This window comes from Stenotrophomonas sp. Marseille-Q4652, from assembly GCF_916618915.1.
Classification (GTDB): Bacteria; Pseudomonadota; Gammaproteobacteria; order Xanthomonadales; family Xanthomonadaceae; genus Stenotrophomonas.
Map to the genome: position 1 here is coordinate 826,385 of NZ_CAKAKE010000001.1, position 18,160 is coordinate 844,544.

General features: G+C 68.0%; 14 protein-coding genes. 13 read left to right on the forward strand and 1 reads right to left on the reverse strand.

The annotated features are described in order from the left end of the window. Nucleotides 1-6: 6 nt before the first annotated feature. Nucleotides 7-1,401: an asparagine--tRNA ligase gene (asnS, locus tag LG380_RS03820; RefSeq protein ID WP_225763690.1), complete on the reverse strand. Its 1,395-nt coding sequence runs from the start codon at nucleotides 1,399-1,401 to the stop codon at nucleotides 7-9. A 145-nt stretch (nucleotides 1,402-1,546) separates the two neighbouring features. Here asnS and LG380_RS03825 point away from each other — a divergent pair, with 145 nt between their 5' ends. From LG380_RS03825 to LG380_RS03885, 13 genes are all read left to right on the forward strand, one after another. Beyond that, nucleotides 1,547-1,885 carry an iron-sulfur cluster assembly accessory protein gene (locus LG380_RS03825; protein WP_225763691.1) on the forward strand — a complete coding sequence of 113 codons (339 nt, stop codon included), beginning with the start codon at nucleotides 1,547-1,549 and terminating at the stop codon, nucleotides 1,883-1,885. A gap of 200 nt (nucleotides 1,886-2,085) precedes the next feature. Further along, nucleotides 2,086-2,517: a 30S ribosomal protein S6 gene (gene rpsF / locus LG380_RS03830; RefSeq protein WP_225763692.1), complete on the forward strand. Its 432-nt coding sequence runs from the start codon at nucleotides 2,086-2,088 to the stop codon at nucleotides 2,515-2,517. Nucleotides 2,518-2,528: 11 nt separating this feature from the next. Further along, nucleotides 2,529-2,759, forward strand: coding sequence for a 30S ribosomal protein S18 (rpsR, locus tag LG380_RS03835; RefSeq protein WP_002804494.1), 231 nt, complete (start codon nucleotides 2,529-2,531; stop codon nucleotides 2,757-2,759). Between the two features lie 126 nt (nucleotides 2,760-2,885). Then, nucleotides 2,886-3,335: a 50S ribosomal protein L9 gene (gene rplI / locus LG380_RS03840; protein ID WP_225763693.1), complete on the forward strand. Its 450-nt coding sequence runs from the start codon at nucleotides 2,886-2,888 to the stop codon at nucleotides 3,333-3,335. Between the two features lie 227 nt (nucleotides 3,336-3,562). After that, nucleotides 3,563-7,066: a chromosome segregation protein SMC gene (smc, locus tag LG380_RS03845; RefSeq protein WP_225763694.1), complete on the forward strand. Its 3,504-nt coding sequence runs from the start codon at nucleotides 3,563-3,565 to the stop codon at nucleotides 7,064-7,066. Between the two features lie 45 nt (nucleotides 7,067-7,111). After that, entirely contained in the window at nucleotides 7,112-7,834 is a 723-nt protein-coding gene (gene zipA / locus LG380_RS03850) for a cell division protein ZipA (RefSeq protein WP_225763695.1), read from the forward strand. 171 nt (nucleotides 7,835-8,005) lie between these two features. After that, a complete protein-coding gene (gene ligA, locus LG380_RS03855; RefSeq protein ID WP_225763696.1) occupies nucleotides 8,006-10,510 on the forward strand; it encodes an NAD-dependent DNA ligase LigA in 2,505 nt (834 codons plus the stop codon). Next, the gene (locus LG380_RS03860) at nucleotides 10,507-10,986 is read left to right on the forward strand and encodes a GNAT family N-acetyltransferase (RefSeq protein WP_225763697.1); all 480 of its coding nucleotides are present in this window, start codon (nucleotides 10,507-10,509) and stop codon (nucleotides 10,984-10,986) included. Before ligA ends, LG380_RS03860 begins: the two co-directional genes overlap by 4 nt. An 8-nt stretch (nucleotides 10,987-10,994) precedes the next feature. Next, nucleotides 10,995-11,927 (forward strand): EF-P lysine aminoacylase EpmA, encoded by a 933-nt coding sequence (gene epmA / locus LG380_RS03865; protein WP_263973774.1) that lies wholly within the window; start codon nucleotides 10,995-10,997, stop codon nucleotides 11,925-11,927. Nucleotides 11,928-12,075: 148 nt separating this feature from the next. Continuing rightward, nucleotides 12,076-12,747, forward strand: a complete 672-nt coding sequence (locus LG380_RS03870) for a DUF3011 domain-containing protein (protein WP_225766434.1) — start codon at nucleotides 12,076-12,078, stop codon at nucleotides 12,745-12,747. A gap of 34 nt (nucleotides 12,748-12,781) precedes the next feature. Next, the gene (mtnA, locus tag LG380_RS03875) at nucleotides 12,782-13,846 is read left to right on the forward strand and encodes an S-methyl-5-thioribose-1-phosphate isomerase (RefSeq protein ID WP_225763699.1); all 1,065 of its coding nucleotides are present in this window, start codon (nucleotides 12,782-12,784) and stop codon (nucleotides 13,844-13,846) included. A 368-nt stretch (nucleotides 13,847-14,214) separates the two neighbouring features. Continuing rightward, a complete protein-coding gene (gyrA, locus tag LG380_RS03880) occupies nucleotides 14,215-16,923 on the forward strand; it encodes a DNA gyrase subunit A (protein WP_225763700.1) in 2,709 nt (902 codons plus the stop codon). A 210-nt stretch (nucleotides 16,924-17,133) separates the two neighbouring features. Then, nucleotides 17,134-18,033, forward strand: coding sequence for an acyltransferase (locus LG380_RS03885; protein WP_225766435.1), 900 nt, complete (start codon nucleotides 17,134-17,136; stop codon nucleotides 18,031-18,033). Nucleotides 18,034-18,160 lie beyond the last annotated feature (127 nt).

Below are 18,160 nucleotides of genomic sequence, written 5' to 3' on the forward strand. Positions count from 1 at the left end.
GTCCGGTCAGAACTCCGCGCTGCCCGGGGCGCGCGGGTAGGGGATGGCGTCGCGGATGTTGCTCAGGCCGCAGACGTAGACGACCAGGCGCTCGAAGCCCAGGCCAAAACCGGCGTGCGGCACCGAACCGTAGCGACGGAAGTCGCGATACCACTGGTAGTGCTCCGGATCCAGGCCGAACTGCGCCATGCGCGCGTCGAGCACGTCCAGGCGTTCCTCGCGCTGGCTGCCGCCAATGATCTCGCCGATGCCCGGGGCCAGCACGTCCATCGCCGCGACGGTCTTGCCGTCGTCGTTCAGGCGCATGTAGAAGGCCTTGATGTGCTCGGGGTAGTTGGTCACCACCACCGGGCGACCGACATGTTCCTCGGTCAGCCAGCGCTCGTGCTCGGTCTGCAGGTCCAGGCCCCATTCGACCGGGAAGTCGAACTTCCTGCCCGAGGCCTGCAGCAGCTTGATCGCGTCGCCGTAGTCGATCTGCTCGAACGGCGCGTTGATGAAGCCTTCCAGGCGGGTGATGGCGTCCTTCTGCACGCGCTCGGCAATGAAGGCCATGTCGTCGGCGCGCTCTTCCAGCACTGCCTTGAACAGGTACTTCAGGAAGTCCTCGGCCACGCGGGCGTCTTCGGCCAGGTCGGCGAAGGCGATTTCCGGCTCCACCATCCAGAACTCGGCCAGGTGGCGGGTGGTGTGGCTGTTCTCGGCGCGGAAGGTCGGGCCGAAGGTGTAGACCTTGCTCAGCGCCAGCGCGTACGCCTCGACGTTGAGCTGGCCGGACACGGTCAGGAAGGTTTCCTTGCCGAAGAAGTCGCGGCTGAAGTCGATGTTGCCGGCGCCATCGCGCGGCAGGTTGGCCATGTCCAGCGTGGAAACGCGGAACATCTGGCCGGCACCTTCGGCGTCGGAGGTGGTGATGATCGGGGTGGAGATCCAGCAGTAACCGTTGGAGTGGAAATAACGGTGCACCGCCTGGGCCAGGCAGTTGCGGATGCGGGTGACCGCGCCGAACAGGTTGGTGCGCGGGCGCAGGTGGGCGACCTCGCGCAGGAACTCCGGGCTCATCGGCTTGGGCTGGATCGGATAGGTCAGCGGGTCCTCGACCCAGCCCACCACTTCCACCGCCTCGGCCTGGATCTCGAATGACTGGCCCTTGCCCTGCGACTTGACCAGGGTGCCGCAGGCGACGACCGAGCAGCCCGAGGTCAGGCGCTTGATCTCGTCGAAATTGGGCAGGGTGTCCGCCACGACCACCTGGATCGGGGCGAAGCAGGAGCCGTCGGAGACGTTGATGAAGGCCAGCGCCGCGGACCCGCGCATCGTGCGCACCCAACCGCGTACCGTGACTTTGCCGCCTTCCGGGATCTTCCCGGCAAGCGCATGTTCAACGCTGACCACCGTCATGACTTGAATCCTCTGCTGATCGACTCGATCTGTGAACGGGGAAGTTTAACGGCTGCGGCAGCGTGCTTGCGAGGCATTTCACGCCCTCGTCGCCGGCCCCGGCGGGCGACCGCCTATAATTGCCACACTTAGCTGGAGTCCACAGATGGCTGTACACCTCACCCCCGTTGCCGCCGCCCGCGTCAGGCGCTTCGTCGAGCAGACCCCCGGCGCGCTGGGCCTGCGTTTCGGCGTGACCCGCACCGGCTGCTCCGGATGGGGCCACGTCACCGACCTGGCCCGTGACCAGCGCGAGGGCGATGCGGTGTTCGAGCAGGATGGCGTGCGTGTCTATGTCGACGCCCAGAGCCTGCCACTGGTGGATGGGACCGAGATCGACTTCGGCAAGCACGGGCTGAGCGAGACCTTCACGTTCAGGAATCCGAATGCCGCCGCCGAGTGCGGCTGCGGCGAGAGCTTCACCACCGAGGCCGACAAGGCCTGATCCGGTCCCGGGCCACTGGCCCCGTAATGCCCCCGTGTGGCGCAGGATCCGCGTGATCCTTGCGTCAAGGTCCTTGCGCTGCCATAATTTCCGGCTTCTTGCGCCTGTGTGGTGCAGGTCCCTTGCTCCACCGTCGGGCCTCGTGCCCTGCCGGGGGGCTGTCCGGCCCATCAGGGCCAACATCCGAAAGGTAGAAAAACATGAGTCGTCATTACGAAGTCGTGTTCATGGTCCACCCGGACCAGAGCGAACAGGTCCCGGCCATGATCGAGCGCTACAAGGCGCTGGTCGAGAACGGCAACGGCACCATCCACCGTCTGGAAGACTGGGGCCGCCGCCAGCTGGCTTACCCGATCCAGAACCTGGTCAAGGCCCACTATGTCCTGATGAACATCGAGGCTGACCAGGCCGTGCTGAACGAGCTGGTCGAGAGCTTCCGCTTCAACGACGCCGTGCTGCGCAACCTGGTCATCAAGCGCGATGGCCCGGACACCGAGCAGTCGCTGATCATGAAGAGCAAGGACGAGAAGGGTGACAAGCCCGAGCGTGGCGAGCGTCGTCGTCGTGACGACGAGGAAGCCACCCCCGCCAACACCGACGAAGCCGGCGACGACGCCGCTTCGGCCGAATAAGGAGCACGCTCATGTCCAAGTTCTTCCGTCGCCGCAAGTTCTGCAAGTTCACGGCCGAAGGTGTGAAGGAGATCGATTACAAGGATCTCAACACCCTGCGCCAGTACCTGACCGAGAACGGCAAGATCGTTCCGAGCCGCGTGACCGGCACCAAGTCCAAGTACCAGCGCCAGCTGGCCACGGCCGTCAAGCGCGCCCGTTTCCTGGCCCTGATCCCGTACACCGACAACCACGACGTCTGATCCGTGGTGTCCCGGCACCGCGCTCCGGCGCGGTTGCCTGGCATGACTGGCAGATTTCCCGTCCTATTCGGACAGCACCCGTTGCGACGGCCACCGGCCGGCGCTAACGAATAACGGAGCAAGACAATGAAGCTGATCCTCCTGCAGAAGGTCACCAACCTCGGTGGCCTGGGCGACCTGGTCGAAGTGAAGCCGGGCTACGGCCGCAACTTCCTGGTCCCGACCGGCAAGGCCGTTCCGGCGACCGAAGCCAACAAGGCCGAGTTCGAAGCCAAGCGCGCCGAATACGAAGCCAAGGCCCAGGCCATCCACGCCGAAGCCGAAGCCCGCAAGGCCAAGCTGGAAGGCCAGAGCGTGACCATCGCCGCCAACGCTTCGACCGAAGGCAAGCTGTACGGCTCGGTTGGCCCGCGTGACATCGCCGAGGCCTTCACCGCCGCCGGCCTGCCGCTGGAAAAGAGCGAAGTGATCCTGGGCGAAGGCGCCTTCCGCAATGTCGGCGAGTACGAGGTGACCATTCACCTGCACGCCGATGTGGAAACCTCGGTCAAGGTCGTGGTCCAGGCCGAAGCCTGATTCCACCTCCCGGATTCAGCAGAACGGGCACCGCAAGGTGCCCGTTTTGTTTTGGAGCTCCGGCGACGCCTGCCCGGGGCGCGGCGCTCTCGTTATACTCAGGCATTCGCCTCGCCTTCACTCGTCTTGAAATTCTTTGAATTCAAGGGGTTGCTGGCGAAACCTGATCCGGATCCACATCATCGGCGATGGCCACCCACGGCCAGCGCCCGGAAACCACCGATCCCATGCGTCTTTCCACGATCAAGCTTGCCGGCTTCAAGTCCTTCGTCGATCCCACGACCCTGCACCTGCCGACCAACATGACCGGCGTGGTAGGGCCCAACGGCTGCGGCAAGTCGAACATCATCGACGCCGTGCGCTGGGTGATGGGCGAAAGCTCGGCCAGCCGCCTGCGTGGCGACTCGCTGACCGACGTGATCTTCTCCGGGTCCTCGGCACGCAAGCCCGTATCGCAGGCCACCGTCGAGCTGATCTTCGACAACTCCGACCACACGATCTCCGGCGAATACGCCGCGTTCAACGAGATCTCGGTCAAGCGCCTGGTCAGCCGCGACGGCACCAGCGCCTACTACCTCAACGGCACCAAGTGCCGGCGCCGCGACATCACCGACCTGTTCCTGGGCACCGGTCTGGGGCCGCGCAGCTACTCGATCATCGAGCAGGGCATGATCAGCCAGATCATCGAGGCCCGCCCCGAGGACCTGCGCGTCTACCTGGAAGAGGCCGCCGGCATCTCCAAGTACAAGGAGCGCCGCAAGGAGACCGAGACCCGTATCCGCCACACCCGCGAGAACCTGGACCGCCTCAACGACCTGCGCGAGGAGATCGGCAAGCAGCTCGAGCACCTCAAGCGCCAGGCGCGCCAGGCCGAGCAGTACCAGGCGCTGCAGGAAGAGCGTCGGGTCAAGGACGCCGAATGGAAGGCGCTGGAATACCGCGACCTTGACGGCCGCCTGGGCGGCCTGCGCGAGGCGCTGTCGCAGGAGGAGACCCGGCTGCAGCAGCTGATCGCCGAACAGCGCGATGCCGAGGCGCGGATCGAGACCGGGCGCATGCGCCGCGAGGAAGCGGCCGAGGCGCTGGCCAGGGCCCAGGCCGACGTCTACCAGGTGGCCAGCACCCTGGCCCGCATCGAGCAGCAGATCCACCACCAGCGCGAGCTGTCCGAGCGCCTGCACCGGGCGCGCGACGAAACCCAGCAGGCGCTGGCCGAGCTGGGCCGCCACATCAGCGGCGACGAGGCCCGGCTGGCCGTGTTGCGCGAGGCGGTGGAGACGGCCGAGCCGCAGCTGGAACAACTGCAGGAAGACAACGAACTCCGCCAGGACGCGCTGCGCGAGGCCGAGGCCGCGCTGGCCGACTGGCAGCAGCGCTGGGAAAGCCACACCCGCGATACCTCCGAGGCCTCGCGGGCCGGTGAAGTCGAGCGCACCCGCGTGGACTACCTGGACCGCCAGATCCTCGAAGCCGACCGCCGCCACCAGGCGCTGGTCGCCGAGCGCTCCGGGCTGGACCTGGAGGCGCTGGCCGAGGCGCTGGAGCAGGCGCAGCTCGAGCATGAAACCCGCAAGGCCGCGCTGGACGACCTCAACGAGCAGGTCGAGGTCCGCCGCGAGGCCGTGGCCGAGCTGCAGGAGCAGCACCGCGGCGCCCAGTCCGAACTGGCCGAAGTGCGCAAGCAGGCCCAGGCCGCCCGCGGCCGCCTCTCATCGCTGGAAACCCTGCAGCAGGCCGCACTGGGCCAGGAGCAGGGGGCAGCCGTGGCCTGGCTCAAGGCGCGCGGACTGGATTCGGCCGCGCGCGTCGGCGAGCGCATCACCGTCGAGGCCGGCTGGGAAAACGCGGTGGAAAGCGCGCTGGGCCAGTTGATCGAAGGCGTACTGGTCGACAGCCCGGAAACCCTGGTCGATGCGCTGGGCGAACTGGGCGAAGGCCGCATCGCGCTGGTGTCCGATGCCCAGGAGGACGTGGCGTTCGCGCCGACCTCGCTGGCCGCCAAGGTGCAGGGCCCGACTGCGATCCGTCGCCTGCTGGCGCGGCTGCATGGCGCCGAGGACCTGGCGCAGGCGCGTGAACTGCAGCGCAGCCTGGGCGAGGGCGATTCGGTCATCACCCGTGGTGGCGAACGGCTGGGCGAGGGCTGGGTGCGGATGTCGCGCTCGGGCGCGGCGAAGCAGGGCGCGCTGCTGCGCGAACGTGAGATCGTGGCCCTGCGCGAACAGATCCAGGCCCTGGGCGAGCGCGAAGGCGAGCTTGAAGAGCAGCTGGGCAGCCTGCGCGGACAGATGCTGGCCGCCGAGCAGCAGCGCGAGGAAGCACAGCGCGTGCTGTACCAGGCCCACCGCGCGGTGTCCGAACTGGCCGGCCAGCTGCAGAGCCAGCAGGGCAGGGTCGAGGCCGCGCGGGCGCGCATCGACCGCATCGAGGGCGAACTGGCGCAGCTGCTGGAGACGCTGGACGAAAGCCGCGAGAACGCCCGCGAGGCGCGTGCCCGGCTGGACGAGGCGGTCAACAGCATGGGCGACCTGGAGTCGACCCGGCAGGCGCTGGAAAACGAGCGCCGCCAGCTCACCGACGCCCGTGACCAGGCCCGCGAGGCCGCGCGCAACGTGCGTGACAGCATGCACGCGCTGGCCCTGAGCCTGGAGTCGCAACGCACCCAGATCAACTCGCTGTCCCAGACGCTGGAGCGCATGGGCGCGCAGCGCAGCCAGCTCGACAGCCGCCTCGGCGAGCTGCACTCGCAGCTGGAAGAGGGAGACTCGCCCGTGGTCTCGCTAGAGGCCGAGCACCAGAACGCGCTGGGCGAGCGCGTGCGCGTGGACCGCGTGCTGAGCGAGGCGCGCACCATGCTCGACGGCATCGATGCCGATCTGCGTTCGCTGGAGCAGACCCGGCACCAGCGCGACGAGCAGGCCCTGGCCCAGCGCGAACGCATCTCCCAGCGCAAGCTCGACCAGCAGGCGCTGGTGCTGGCCGCCGACCAGCTGGCCGCAGCGGTGACCAAGTCCGGCTTCACCCTGGAAGAGGTGCTCAACACGCTGCCCGAGGATGCGCGGATAGGTGAGTGGGAGCAGGCCGTAGGCCAGATCGACGCGCGCATGCGCCGCCTGGAGCCGGTCAACCTGGCCGCGATCCACGAATACGGCGAAGCGTCGCAGCGCTCGGAATACCTGGAAGCCCAGCACGTGGACCTGACCACCGCGCTGGAAACCCTGGAAGAGGCGATCCGCAAGATCGACCGCGAGACCCGCGGCCGCTTCAAGGACACCTTCGACCGCGTCAATGCCGGCGTGCAGGCGCTGTACCCGCGCCTGTTCGGTGGCGGCCACGCCTACCTGGAACTGACCGGCGAGGACCTGCTCGACACCGGCGTGACCATCATGGCGCGCCCGCCAGGCAAACGCGTGTCCAGCATCTCGCTGCTGTCCGGCGGCGAGAAGGCGATGACCGCCGTCGCGTTGGTGTTTGCGATCTTCCAGCTCAACCCGGCGCCGTTCTGCCTGCTGGACGAGGTCGACGCGCCGCTGGACGAGGCCAACGTCGGTCGCCTGGCCAACATGGTCAAGGAGATGAGCGAGAAGGTGCAGTTCCTGTTCGTAAGCCACAACAAGGCGACGATGGAAGCTGCGCACCAGCTTTCCGGCGTCACCATGCGCGAGCCGGGCGTCAGCCGCCTGGTCAGCGTCGACCTGGAAGAGGCTGCACGTTTGGCTGGCGCGGCCTGACGTGCCATTCTTCGCTGGATGAATTCACGCCGGAGACCCTACTGAATGTCCGACATGGCACTGCTGCGCATCGGCATCCTGGCCGCTGGCCTGCTCCTTATCGTCGCAATCCTCATGTTCGGCCGCCCGAAGAAGGCGCCGCAGGGACGTCGCAAGGAAGCTCCCGAAGGCGAACGTGCGCGCCATGAGCCGGTGCTGGGCGAGGCCGCCGACGCCACGCCGGGCGAAAGTGACGGCGAGGAAGTGTCGCAGCCCGAACTGGGCCTGCCGCCGGTCGATGGCAGCGCCAGCGAGCTCGGCAAGCGCGTCAGCCAGGACTTCGACAAGATCGTCTCGCTGTACGTGGCCGCCCGCGCCGGCGAGGTGCTGCGCGGCGAGGACATCGTCGTCGCCGCCGAGAAGACCGGCCTGGTGTTCGGTCACATGAACGTGTTCCACCGGCTGGTGGAAGGGCATCCCGAGCGCGGTCCGATCTTCTCGATGGCCAGCATCATGAAGCCCGGCAGTTTCGACATGGCCACGATCCGCGAGATGCAGACCCCGGCCATTGCCTTCTTCCTGACCCTGCCCGCGCCGCTGACCGCGCTCGACGCCTGGGAAAAGATGCTGCCGACCGTGCAGCGCATGGCCGAGCTGCTCGACGGCGTGGTGCTGGACGACAGCCGCAACGCCCTTGGCCGGCAGCGCATCGCCCATATCCGCGACGAGCTGCGCGCCTACGACCGCCAGCACCAGGCGCCGCCGCTGACCAAGACGCCGCGCTGGTAGGTCCGGCACGCCGCACCACCGCCGCGAGGGTCGCGGCGGAGCGGCGCACCCAGGCTCTGGCACCGCCACGCGGCGGGTGCCGCCGATCCAGCATCAAAGCGACCAGATCCGGCGCATCGGCTGTACATGCCGGCGGCTAGAATGCCCGGTCCGGCAGCCTGATCCAGCCCCATGTCCGCATCCACTTCCCCCGCCGCATGCATCGCCGAGCTGCGCCAGCGCATCGACGACGCCAACTACCGCTACCACGTACTCGACGAGCCGCAGATCCCGGACGCCGAATACGACCGGCTGATGCGCGAGCTGGAGTCGCTGGAGGCTGCCCACCCGGAGCTGGCCAGCGCTGATTCACCTACCCAGCGCGTCGGCCACGCCGCCGGCAGCCGCTTTGCCGAAGTCAGGCACGCGATCCCGATGCTGTCGCTGGGCAATGCCTTCAGCGACGAGGAAGTGACCGAGTTCGTGCGCCGCATCGACGAGCGCCTCGGCACGCAGGCGCCGGCGTTCTCGGCCGAACCCAAGCTCGACGGGCTGGCGATCAGCCTGCGCTACGAGAACGGTGAATTCGTGCTCGGCGCGACCCGCGGCGACGGTGCCACCGGCGAGGACGTCACCGCCAACCTGCGCACGGTCAAGGCAATCCCGCTGCGCCTGCGCGGCGAAGGCTGGCCGCCGGTGCTGGAAGTGCGTGGCGAGGTCTACATGCCGCGTGCGGACTTCGAACGCTACAACGAGGAGGCGCGGCTGCACGGAGGCAAGGTGCTGGCCAATCCGCGCAACGGCGCGGCCGGTTCACTGCGCCAGCTCGATCCGCGCATCACCGCGCAGCGCCCGCTGAGCTTCTTCGCCTATGGCATTGGCGAGGTGCAGGGCGGCGAACTGCCGGAAACCCATTCGGCGATCCTGCAGCAGCTCCGGCAATGGGGCTTCCCGGTCAGCAGCCTGGTGCAGGTGGTCCACGGCGCCGACGGCCTGCTGGCGTACTACCGCCAGATCGGCGAGGCCCGCGATGGCCTGGCGTTCGACATCGACGGCGTGGTCTACAAGCTCGACGACCTGGAAGGCCAGCGCGAGATGGGCTTCGTTTCGCGCGCGCCGCGCTGGGCGATCGCGCACAAGTTCCCGGCGCAGGAACAGTCGACCACGGTGGAGGCGATCGAGATCCAGATCGGCCGCACCGGCGCCGCCACCCCGGTCGCACGCCTGGCACCGGTGCAGGTCGCCGGCGTCGTCGTCACCAACGCCACCCTGCACAACGCCGACCAGATCGCACGGCTGGACGTGCGCGTGGGCGACAGCGTGATCGTGCGCCGCGCCGGCGACGTGATCCCCGAGGTGGTCAGCGTCATCGCCGAGCGCCGCCCCGAGGGCACCCAGCCGTGGCAGATGCCTTCGCACTGCCCGGTGTGCGGCGCGGAGATCGTGCGCGAGGAAGGCGCCGCGGTATGGCGCTGCTCGGGCGAACTGAGCTGTCCGGCACAGCGCAAGGAAACCATCGCCCACTTCGCCTCGCGCCGGGCGATGGACATCGACGGCCTCGGCGACCGTTTCATCGACCTGCTGGTCGAGACCAATGTCGTCCGTTCGCCGGCCGACCTGTACACCCTGACCCGCGACGACCTGCTGCTGGTCAAGCTGGTGCTCGACAGCGAGCGCGAGGACGTGGACAGCAACCTGCGCGCGGTGCTGGCGCCGGACATCAACGACCAGGTGCGGGAGCTGTTCGCGCAGCCGGCGGCGTTCCATCACGAGCGGCTGGCCGCTGACGGCTGGCGCGCGCAGGTCCTGCTGACCCTGCGCAGCCGCGGCGTCACCTTTGCCTGGCCAAAGAAGCACGCCACCAAGTGGGCTGAGAACCTGCTGGCGGCGATCGAGGCAAGCCGCGACGCCACGCTGGAGCGGCTGATCTTCGCGCTGGGCATCAAGCACGTCGGCGAGAGCACCGCGAAGGCGCTGGCGCAGTGGTTCGGCGACCTGGAACTGATCCGTCACCTGCCGTGGCCGCTGTTCAAGCGGGTGCCCGATATCGGTGGCGAGGTCGCGCGCTCGCTCGGCCACTTCTTCGAGCAGGCCGGCAACCAGCAGGCGATCGATGACCTGCTGCAGGTCGGCCGGGTCCGCATCCGCGACATCCACGTGCCGTCGCCGAAGCTGCGCGAGGGGCTTGAACTGGCGCAACTGCTGGTCGATGCCGAGATCCCCGGCATCACCCGACTGCGTGCCGAGAAGCTGGTAGCCGCGCTGCCGTCCGCTGCCCAGGTGCTGGACGCCGAGCAGTCGCAGTTCATCGCCACCGGCCTGCCCGAGGACACCGCGCGCGGCCTGGCCCAGTGGCTGGACGGCGACAACCACGGACAGTTGCTGCTCAAGGCCGAGCAGATGATGCAGAAGCTTCTCGAGTTGGCTCCCGAGCAGGCCGAGCAGGCGGCCGGCCCGCTGGACGGCCAGACTGCGGTGCTCACCGGCACGCTGTCGGCGCTTACCCGCGACGAGGCCAAGGTCCGGCTGGAAGCACTCGGGGCCAAGGTCTCCGGCAGCGTCTCGAAGAAGACCAGTTTCGTGGTCGCCGGTGTGGAAGCCGGTTCCAAGCTGGACAAGGCCAACGAGCTGGGCGTGCCGGTATGGGACGAGGAACAACTGCTGGCCTTCCTTGCCAGGCATGGGGCGCAGCCGTGAGCGCGCTGCACAGCCGCGATGCAGTGCCGGTCGACCAGGGCCAGCTGCTGGAGATGGTGCGCGCGTTCTACCTCGAGGACGAGATCGTCTACGACGCGGCGCGGGTCGAAGGCGGGCTGGGCACGCTGCTGCGCGATCCGTCCTGCGGCGCGGTGCTGCTGCTGGGTTCGGATGACGTGCCGCTGGCCGGCTACATCACCCTGTGCTGGTGTTTCAGCGTGGAGCAGGGCGGTCGCTTCGTCCTGCTCGACGAGCTGTACCTGCGCCCGCAGGCGCGCGGCCGCGGCTGGGGCCGGCAGGCGCTGCGGTTGGCAGCGGACTGGGCGCGACGGCAGGGCGCGAGCGTGCTGCGGCTGGAAGTCAACCACCACAATACCCGCGCCAAGGTCCTGTACCTGTCGGCCGGCTTCCAGGACGACAGCCGCGACATCCTCACCCTGCCGCTCGACGGCGATGCGCGGAGCCTGCACTCGTGATTGAAGCAATGCGCCAGCGTGCCCGCATCAACGCCCTCATCCGGCAGTTCTTTGCCGACCGCGGCGTACTCGAGGTGGAGACCCCGATCCTGTCGGCGGCCGGCAACACCGAGCCGAACATCGACAGCTTCCACACCGACTTCAGCGGCCACAGCGATGCCGGCGCACGCCGTCGCTGGCTGCGAACCTCGCCCGAATACCCGCTCAAGCGCCTGCTCGCCGCCGGCGTCGGTGACTGCTACGAGCTCGGCCGCGTGTTCCGCAATGGCGAGGCCGGCGGCCGCCACAATCCCGAGTTCACCATGCTCGAGTGGTACCGCGTCGGCTGGGACCACCATCGCCTGATCGACGAGACCGTGGAGCTGGTGCGCGCGGTGCTGGCCACCGAGGGGCGCAGGGCCGGCGTGCAGGTACTGACCTATCGCGAGTTGTTCCAGCAGGCCGTGGGCGTGGACCCGTTCGCCGACAGTGACGAGGCCCTGCGCGCGCCGCTGGCCGACATCCACATCGACGGCACCGGCCTGGTCCGCGACGACTGGCTGGACCTGCTGATGACCCATCGCATCCAGCCGAGCTTCCCGGTCGACCGGATCACCGTGGTCCATGACTGGCCGGCCACGCAGGCGGCACTGGCGCGGATCCGGCCCGGCGAGCCGCCGCTGGCCGAACGCTTCGAGCTGTACCTGGGCAGCGTGGAACTGGCCAACGGCTACCACGAGCTCAACGACGCTGCCGAACAGCGCCAGCGGTTCGAGCGCGACCACCAGATCCGTCGCCAGCGGGGCGCGGTGTTGCCGCCGATCGATGAAGCATTGCTGGCAGCGCTGCCGGCGATGCCGGACTGCGCGGGCGTGGCGGTGGGCATCGATCGGCTGCTGATGGCGCTCAACGGCACCCCCCGCATCGCCGACGTGCTGGCGTTCGATTTCGCCCAGGCCTGAGCGAGGCGAATCCTTCAGTAGCGGGTATTCACATCGCGCTGCGCCGGTTGCGCCTACGATGGGACCGGGCATCGCCGCATCCGGCGGTGCGCCATGGTCCATCGCTGGAGGGGGCTGGATGACACGCGTGCGGATCGCAGGTCTGTTGTTGCTGGGTGCCGTCACGGCACCTGCTGCCACGGCTGCACCGGCGGGGCAGGCATCCGGCTACGAGGCCCGCGTCGTCCGCTGCGAGTCCCGTGACATGCAGCGCGTGCGCTGTCCAGCCGATACCTCGCGTGGCGTGGAGCTGGTACGCCAGTTGTCGGAACAGGAGTGCATCCGCAATACCGGCTGGGGCGTCGATGCCGGCAGTATCTGGGTCAGTCACGGCTGCCGTGCCGAATTCCGCACCGGCGACGTGAACATCAAGCTGCCGACCCGGCGCGTGGTGCGTTGCGAGTCGAAGGGACGCCCGGAGAGTTGCGCTGTACAGCTGCGTGGAGCGCCGGTACGCCTGCTGCGGCAGCGGTCGGCCCTGCCGTGCCGCGAGGGCGAGAGCTGGGGTTACCGCCGCAACGAGATCTGGGTCAAACGTGGCTGCAAGGGCGAGTTCGAGGTCGGTGCCGAGGACGGGTCGGGCTTCCTCGACCTGCCGCGGGAGCTTGTGTGCGAATCCAAGGGCAAGCTGCGCCGCGTGTGCGGGGCCAGCATCTCGCACGGCGCAACGCTGGTGGAACAGCGCTCCGGCATGCCCTGCGAGGAGGGCGTGAGCTGGGGCTGGAACCGCGATGGGGTGTGGGTCGACAAGGGCTGCCGCGCGGTGTTCTCGGTGGATTGAATCGCGACTGGGGTGCCGCGCTTACAATGCGCGCATGAACGACATCAATGCCATCGATTACGCCCGCTACGACCACATCCGCCCGATCCTGTGGACCGGCGACGCCCTTGCACTGCTGGACCAGCGCAAGCTGCCGTTCGTGGTCGAGCACGTGCACTGTGCTTACAGCGATGCGGTGGCCGAGGCCATCCACGCCCTGACCGTGCGCGGCGCGCCGGCCATCGGCATCGCCGCGGCCTGGGGCGTGGTGCTGGCCGGTCGCAGCATCGAAGCCGGCGATGGCGCCGAGGCGCTGCAGAAGCTGGAGCCGGCGCTGCAGCGGCTCAATGCCGCGCGTCCGACCGCGGTCAACCTGGCCTGGGCACTGGCGCGCATGCGTCGCGTGCTGGCCGCCGCCGGGGGGGACTGGGCGCGGGTGATCGAACGCGAGGCCGCGGCCATCGCCAGCGAGGACCTGGCCGCCAACCGGCACATGGGCGCGCTGGGCGCAGCCCTCATCGCCCCCGGCAGCGGCGTGCTGACCCACTGCAACACCGGTTCGCTGGCCACCGCCGGCTTCGGCACCGCGCTGGGCGTGATCCGCGCCGGCATGGCCCAGGGCAGCATCGATCGCGTGTACGCCGGCGAGACCCGGCCGTGGCTGCAGGGTGCGCGCCTGACCGTGTGGGAACTGCAGCAGGACGGCATCAACGCCACCCTGATCGCCGACTCGGCCGCCGCGCACCTGATGAGGACCGGTGCGGTGCAGTGGGTGATCGTCGGTGCCGACCGCATCTGCGCCAATGGCGATACCGCCAACAAGATCGGCACCTACCAGCTGGCCATCGCCGCCCGCCATCACGGGGTCAAGGTGATGGTGGTGGCCCCGTCCTCGACGGTGGACATGGACACCGCCGACGGTTCGCAGATCGAGATCGAGCAGCGTGATCCGGGCGAGCTGTTCGGCGTCGGCGGTACCCGCACCGTGGCCGAGGGCATCGCTGCCTGGAACCCGGTGTTCGACGTGACCCCGGGCGAGCTGATCGATGCGATCGTCACCGAGAAGGGTGTGGTCGAGCACCCGGATACCGCCTCGATGCGGGCGATGTTCGGCGGCTGATCCGGCCGCTGCTGCGCGGCCACCGCGTGGCCGGCGGTCCATTGCGATGACGCCTGCCCGGCCACGCGCCTGGCAGGCGAGGGCGGGTCTCCGGGGGTTCCCCGGCCTGATCCACATGGCTGGATTGGCAGGGCCCGGCGATCCATGCGCAGGGCCTTCGGCGGATGCATCCGGGGGCGCGCCGGAACTGTTGGCCAGGCTGGCCGCAAGTACTTGTTTCAAGCCGGCAAATCCGGGCGTGAACAGGCCGTTCGTGATAGAATCCAGCGGTTCAACCATCGTCCGGAAACACGGGTCCCAACGGCCGGCGAGACCGCCTGCCGGATGACCTCCTCCGGGCCGGACCGCACCCAGAATACGGAACCCGAATGGCAGAAACCGCCAAGGAAATCATCCAGGTCAACCTGGAAGACGAGATGCGCAAGAGCTACCTCGATTACGCCATGAGCGTGATCGTGGGCCGCGCTCTCCCGGATGCCCGCGATGGCCTGAAGCCCGTGCATCGCCGCGTGCTCTACGCGATGAACGAGCTCAACGCGCACAGCAACAAGCCGTACTACAAGTCGGCGCGTATCGTCGGTGACGTCATCGGTAAGTACCACCCACACGGCGACCAGTCGGTGTACGACACCCTGGTGCGCATGGCACAGCCGTTCTCGCTGCGCTACATGCTGGTGGACGGACAGGGTAACTTCGGTTCGATCGACGGCGACTCCGCCGCGGCGATGCGTTACACCGAGGCACGCATGTCGCGCCTGACGCACGAGCTGATGGCCGACATCGACAAGGAAACCGTCGATTTCCAGCCCAACTACGACGAGAAGGAGCTGGAGCCGTCGGTGATGCCGACCCGGTTCCCGAACCTGCTGGTCAACGGCTCGGCCGGCATCGCAGTGGGCATGGCCACCAACATCCCGCCGCACAACCTGACCGAGGCGATCAACGCTTGCATTGCGCTGATCGACAACCCGGAAATCGACGTCGACGGGCTGATGGAATACATCCCGGGCCCGGATTTCCCGACTGCCGGCATCATCAACGGCACCGCCGGCATCATTGCCGGCTACCGCACCGGCCGCGGCCGCGTGCGCATCCGTGCCAAGGCCGACATCGAGGTGGCCGACAACGGCCGTGAATCGATCATCGTCACCGAGATTCCCTACCAGGTGAACAAGGCGCGGCTGATCGAGAAGATCGCCGAGCTGGTCAAGGAAAAGAAGATCGAGGGCATCTCCGAGCTGCGCGACGAGTCCGACAAGGACGGCATGCGCATCTACATCGAGGTCAAGCGCGGCGAGTCGGCCGAGGTTGTGCTCAACAACCTGTACCAGCAGACCCAGATGGAGTCGGTGTTCGGCATCAACATGGTGGCGCTGGTCGACGGCCGCCCGCAGTTGATGAACCTCAAGCAGATGCTCGAGGCCTTCGTCCGCCACCGCCGCGAAGTGGTGACCCGCCGCACTGTGTTCGAGCTGCGCAAGGCGCGCGCCCGTGCCCACGTGCTGGAAGGCCTGACCGTCGCGCTGGCCAACATCGACGAGATGATCGAGCTGATCAAGACCTCGCCGAACCCGAATGAAGCGCGCGACCGCATGCTGGCGCGGCTGTGGGAGCCGGGCCTGGTGGGTTCGATGCTGGGCGCCGCCGGTGCCGAGGCCTCGCGTCCGGAAGACCTGCCCAAGGGCGTGGGCCTGATCGAGGGCGGCTACCAGCTGACCGAGATCCAGGCCACCCAGATCCTGGAAATGCGCCTGCACCGCCTGACCGGGCTGGAGCAGGACCGCCTGACCGACGAATACAAGCTGCTGCTGGAAACCATCGCCGGGCTGATCCACATCCTCGAGGATCCGGACCGCCTGCTGCAGGTGATCCGCGAGGAGCTGACCAACATCCGTACCGAGTACGGCGACGAGCGCCGCACCGAGATCCGCCACAGCGAGGAAGACCTCGACATCCTCGACCTGATCGCGCCGGAAGACGTGGTCGTGACCCTGTCGCACGCTGGCTACGCCAAGCGCCAGCCGGTCAGCGCCTACCGCGCCCAGCGCCGCGGTGGACGCGGCCGCAGCGCGGCGGCGACCAAGGAAGAGGATTTCATCGAGCAGCTGTGGCTGGTCAACACGCATGACACGCTGCTGACCTTCACCAGTGCCGGCAAGGTGTTCTGGCTGCCGGTGCACCAGCTGCCGGAAGCCGGCTCCAATGCCCGCGGCCGCCCCATCATCAACTGGATCCCGCTGGAGAACGGCGAGCGCGTGCAGGCGGTGCTGCCGGTGCGCGAGTATGCCGAAGGCCAGTACGTGTTCTTCGCCACCCGCAACGGCACGGTCAAGAAGACCCCGCTGAGCGAGTTCGCCTTCCGTCTGGCGCGCGGCAAGATCGCGATCAACCTGGACGAGGGCGATGCCCTGGTCGGCGTCGGCCTGACCGATGGCGAGCGCGACATCATGCTGTTCGCTTCCAACGGCAAGACCGTGCGCTTTGGCGAGGACAAGGTCCGCTCGATGGGCCGTACCGCCACCGGCGTGCGCGGCATCCGGCTTGCCAAGGGCGAGGAGGTGGTGAGCCTGATCGTCGCCGAGAGTGCCGGTGGCATCGAGGACGAGGGCGAGGAGGACAATGGTGTCGAGGAGACCAGCGTGGACAACGGCGACGCCGGGGTCGACATGGCCGACGACGACAATGCGCTGTACATCCTCACCGCCACCGAGAACGGCTACGGCAAGCGCACCCCGCTGCACGACTACCCGCGCAAGGGTCGCGGTACCCAGGGCGTGATCGGCATCCAGACCACCGAGCGCAACGGCAAGCTGGTTTCGGCCGTGCTGATGGGCCCGCGCGACGAGGTGTTGCTGATTTCCGATGGAGGCACCCTGGTCCGCACCCGCGGCTCGGAGATCTCGCGCGTGGGCCGCAACACCCAGGGCGTGACCCTGATCCGCCTGTCCAAGGACGAGAAGCTGCAGGCGGTCGAACGCCTGGACGCCTCGCTGGATGCAGGCGAGGACGACCCGGACGTGGAGGCCCCGGCCACCGCTCCGTCCGAAGAAGCCGCCGGAACTCCGGCCGCCGAGTAAACGGTCGGGGGAAGCGGTTCAAGACAACGCCGGCGCAAGCCGGCGTTGTCGTTTCCGGTTCCGACGGGCGTGCACCGGAATAGGGATCCAGCCCATTTCCCGCGGGTCGCGAAGCTGGCCGGAACGTGCCAATTGCACCGGAAAGCCCGGAGATGACACCAATTTGGTAGGATTTCCCAGTTTCCAGTCAGGGTATTGCCGGTGTCTCTTCTGCGTTGGTTGCGTGTGTTCGTGGTCCTGCTGCTGATCGTGGTCAACACGCTGGTCCACTGCCTGCCGTTGCTCGCCGCGGCGGTGGTGAAGGCGGCACTGCCGTTCAAGCCGGTGCGCCGGGCGTGCAACCGCGTACTGACCCTGCTGGCGGAGAGCTGGATCTCGGTCAACACCGCGATGATCCATGCCTTCACCGATACCCGCTTCGTGATCGAGGGAACGGCCGCGCCGCGGATCGACGGGCATTACCTGGTGCTGGCCAACCACCAGAGCTGGGTCGACATCCTGGTGCTGCAGAAGGTGTTCAACCGCCGCGCGCCGCTGCTGCGATTCTTCCTCAAGCGCCAGCTGTTCTGGGTGCCGGTGCTGGGGCTGGCCTGGTGGGCGCTGGATTTCCCGTTCATGGGCCGCTACACCCGCAAGCAGATCGCGAAGAACCCGGAGCTGGGCCGTCGCGACATGGAGGTCACCCGCCGCGCCTGCGAGAAGTTCCGCGACATCCCGGTGTCGGTGATGAACTTCGTCGAGGGCACCCGCTTCACCCGTGCCAAGCACGATTCCCAGGGATCACCGTTCAGGCACCTGCTCAAACCCAAGTCCGGTGGCGTGGCCTTCGTGCTTGATGCGATGGGCGAGGGCCTGCAGTCGCTGCTGGACGTGACCATCGCGTATCCGGCCGGTATCCCGACCATGATCGACCTGATGGCCGACCGTCTCCCGGAAGTGCGCGTGCTGGTCAAGGAACGCCCGATCCCGGCCGAGCTGGTGCAGGGCAACTACCAGGACGACCGCGAGTTCCGCGCCCGTTTCCAGCAGTGGATGAATGGCCTGTGGGAAGAGAAGGACGCCGACCTGGAGCAGATGCTGCAGGCCTCTCCGGTGCGCGCGGCGGGCTGATCGGCCCGCGCGTTGGTCAGGGCGTTCCGGCCGGTCCGGCCGCTGCCCTGAGCTCGTCCAGCAACACACCCGTTTCCGCTGCATAGGCTTGGCAACTGCCGGGCAGGCGATTTCCTGCCGCGCCGGT

Coding starts and splice junctions, on each gene's coding strand:
- asnS (WP_225763690.1), bottom strand. CDS start 1,401: ATGACGGTGGTCAGCGTTGAACATGCGCTTGCCGGGAAGATCCCGGAA.
- rpsF (WP_225763692.1), top strand. CDS start 2,086: ATGAGTCGTCATTACGAAGTCGTGTTCATGGTCCACCCGGACCAGAGC.
- rplI (WP_225763693.1), top strand. CDS start 2,886: ATGAAGCTGATCCTCCTGCAGAAGGTCACCAACCTCGGTGGCCTGGGC.
- epmA (WP_263973774.1), top strand. CDS start 10,995: ATGCGCCAGCGTGCCCGCATCAACGCCCTCATCCGGCAGTTCTTTGCC.
- smc (WP_225763694.1), top strand. CDS start 3,563: ATGCGTCTTTCCACGATCAAGCTTGCCGGCTTCAAGTCCTTCGTCGAT.
- zipA (WP_225763695.1), top strand. CDS start 7,112: ATGTCCGACATGGCACTGCTGCGCATCGGCATCCTGGCCGCTGGCCTG.
- ligA (WP_225763696.1), top strand. CDS start 8,006: ATGTCCGCATCCACTTCCCCCGCCGCATGCATCGCCGAGCTGCGCCAG.
- rpsR (WP_002804494.1), top strand. CDS start 2,529: ATGTCCAAGTTCTTCCGTCGCCGCAAGTTCTGCAAGTTCACGGCCGAA.
- gyrA (WP_225763700.1), top strand. CDS start 14,215: ATGGCAGAAACCGCCAAGGAAATCATCCAGGTCAACCTGGAAGACGAG.
- mtnA (WP_225763699.1), top strand. CDS start 12,782: ATGAACGACATCAATGCCATCGATTACGCCCGCTACGACCACATCCGC.
- LG380_RS03825 (WP_225763691.1), top strand. CDS start 1,547: ATGGCTGTACACCTCACCCCCGTTGCCGCCGCCCGCGTCAGGCGCTTC.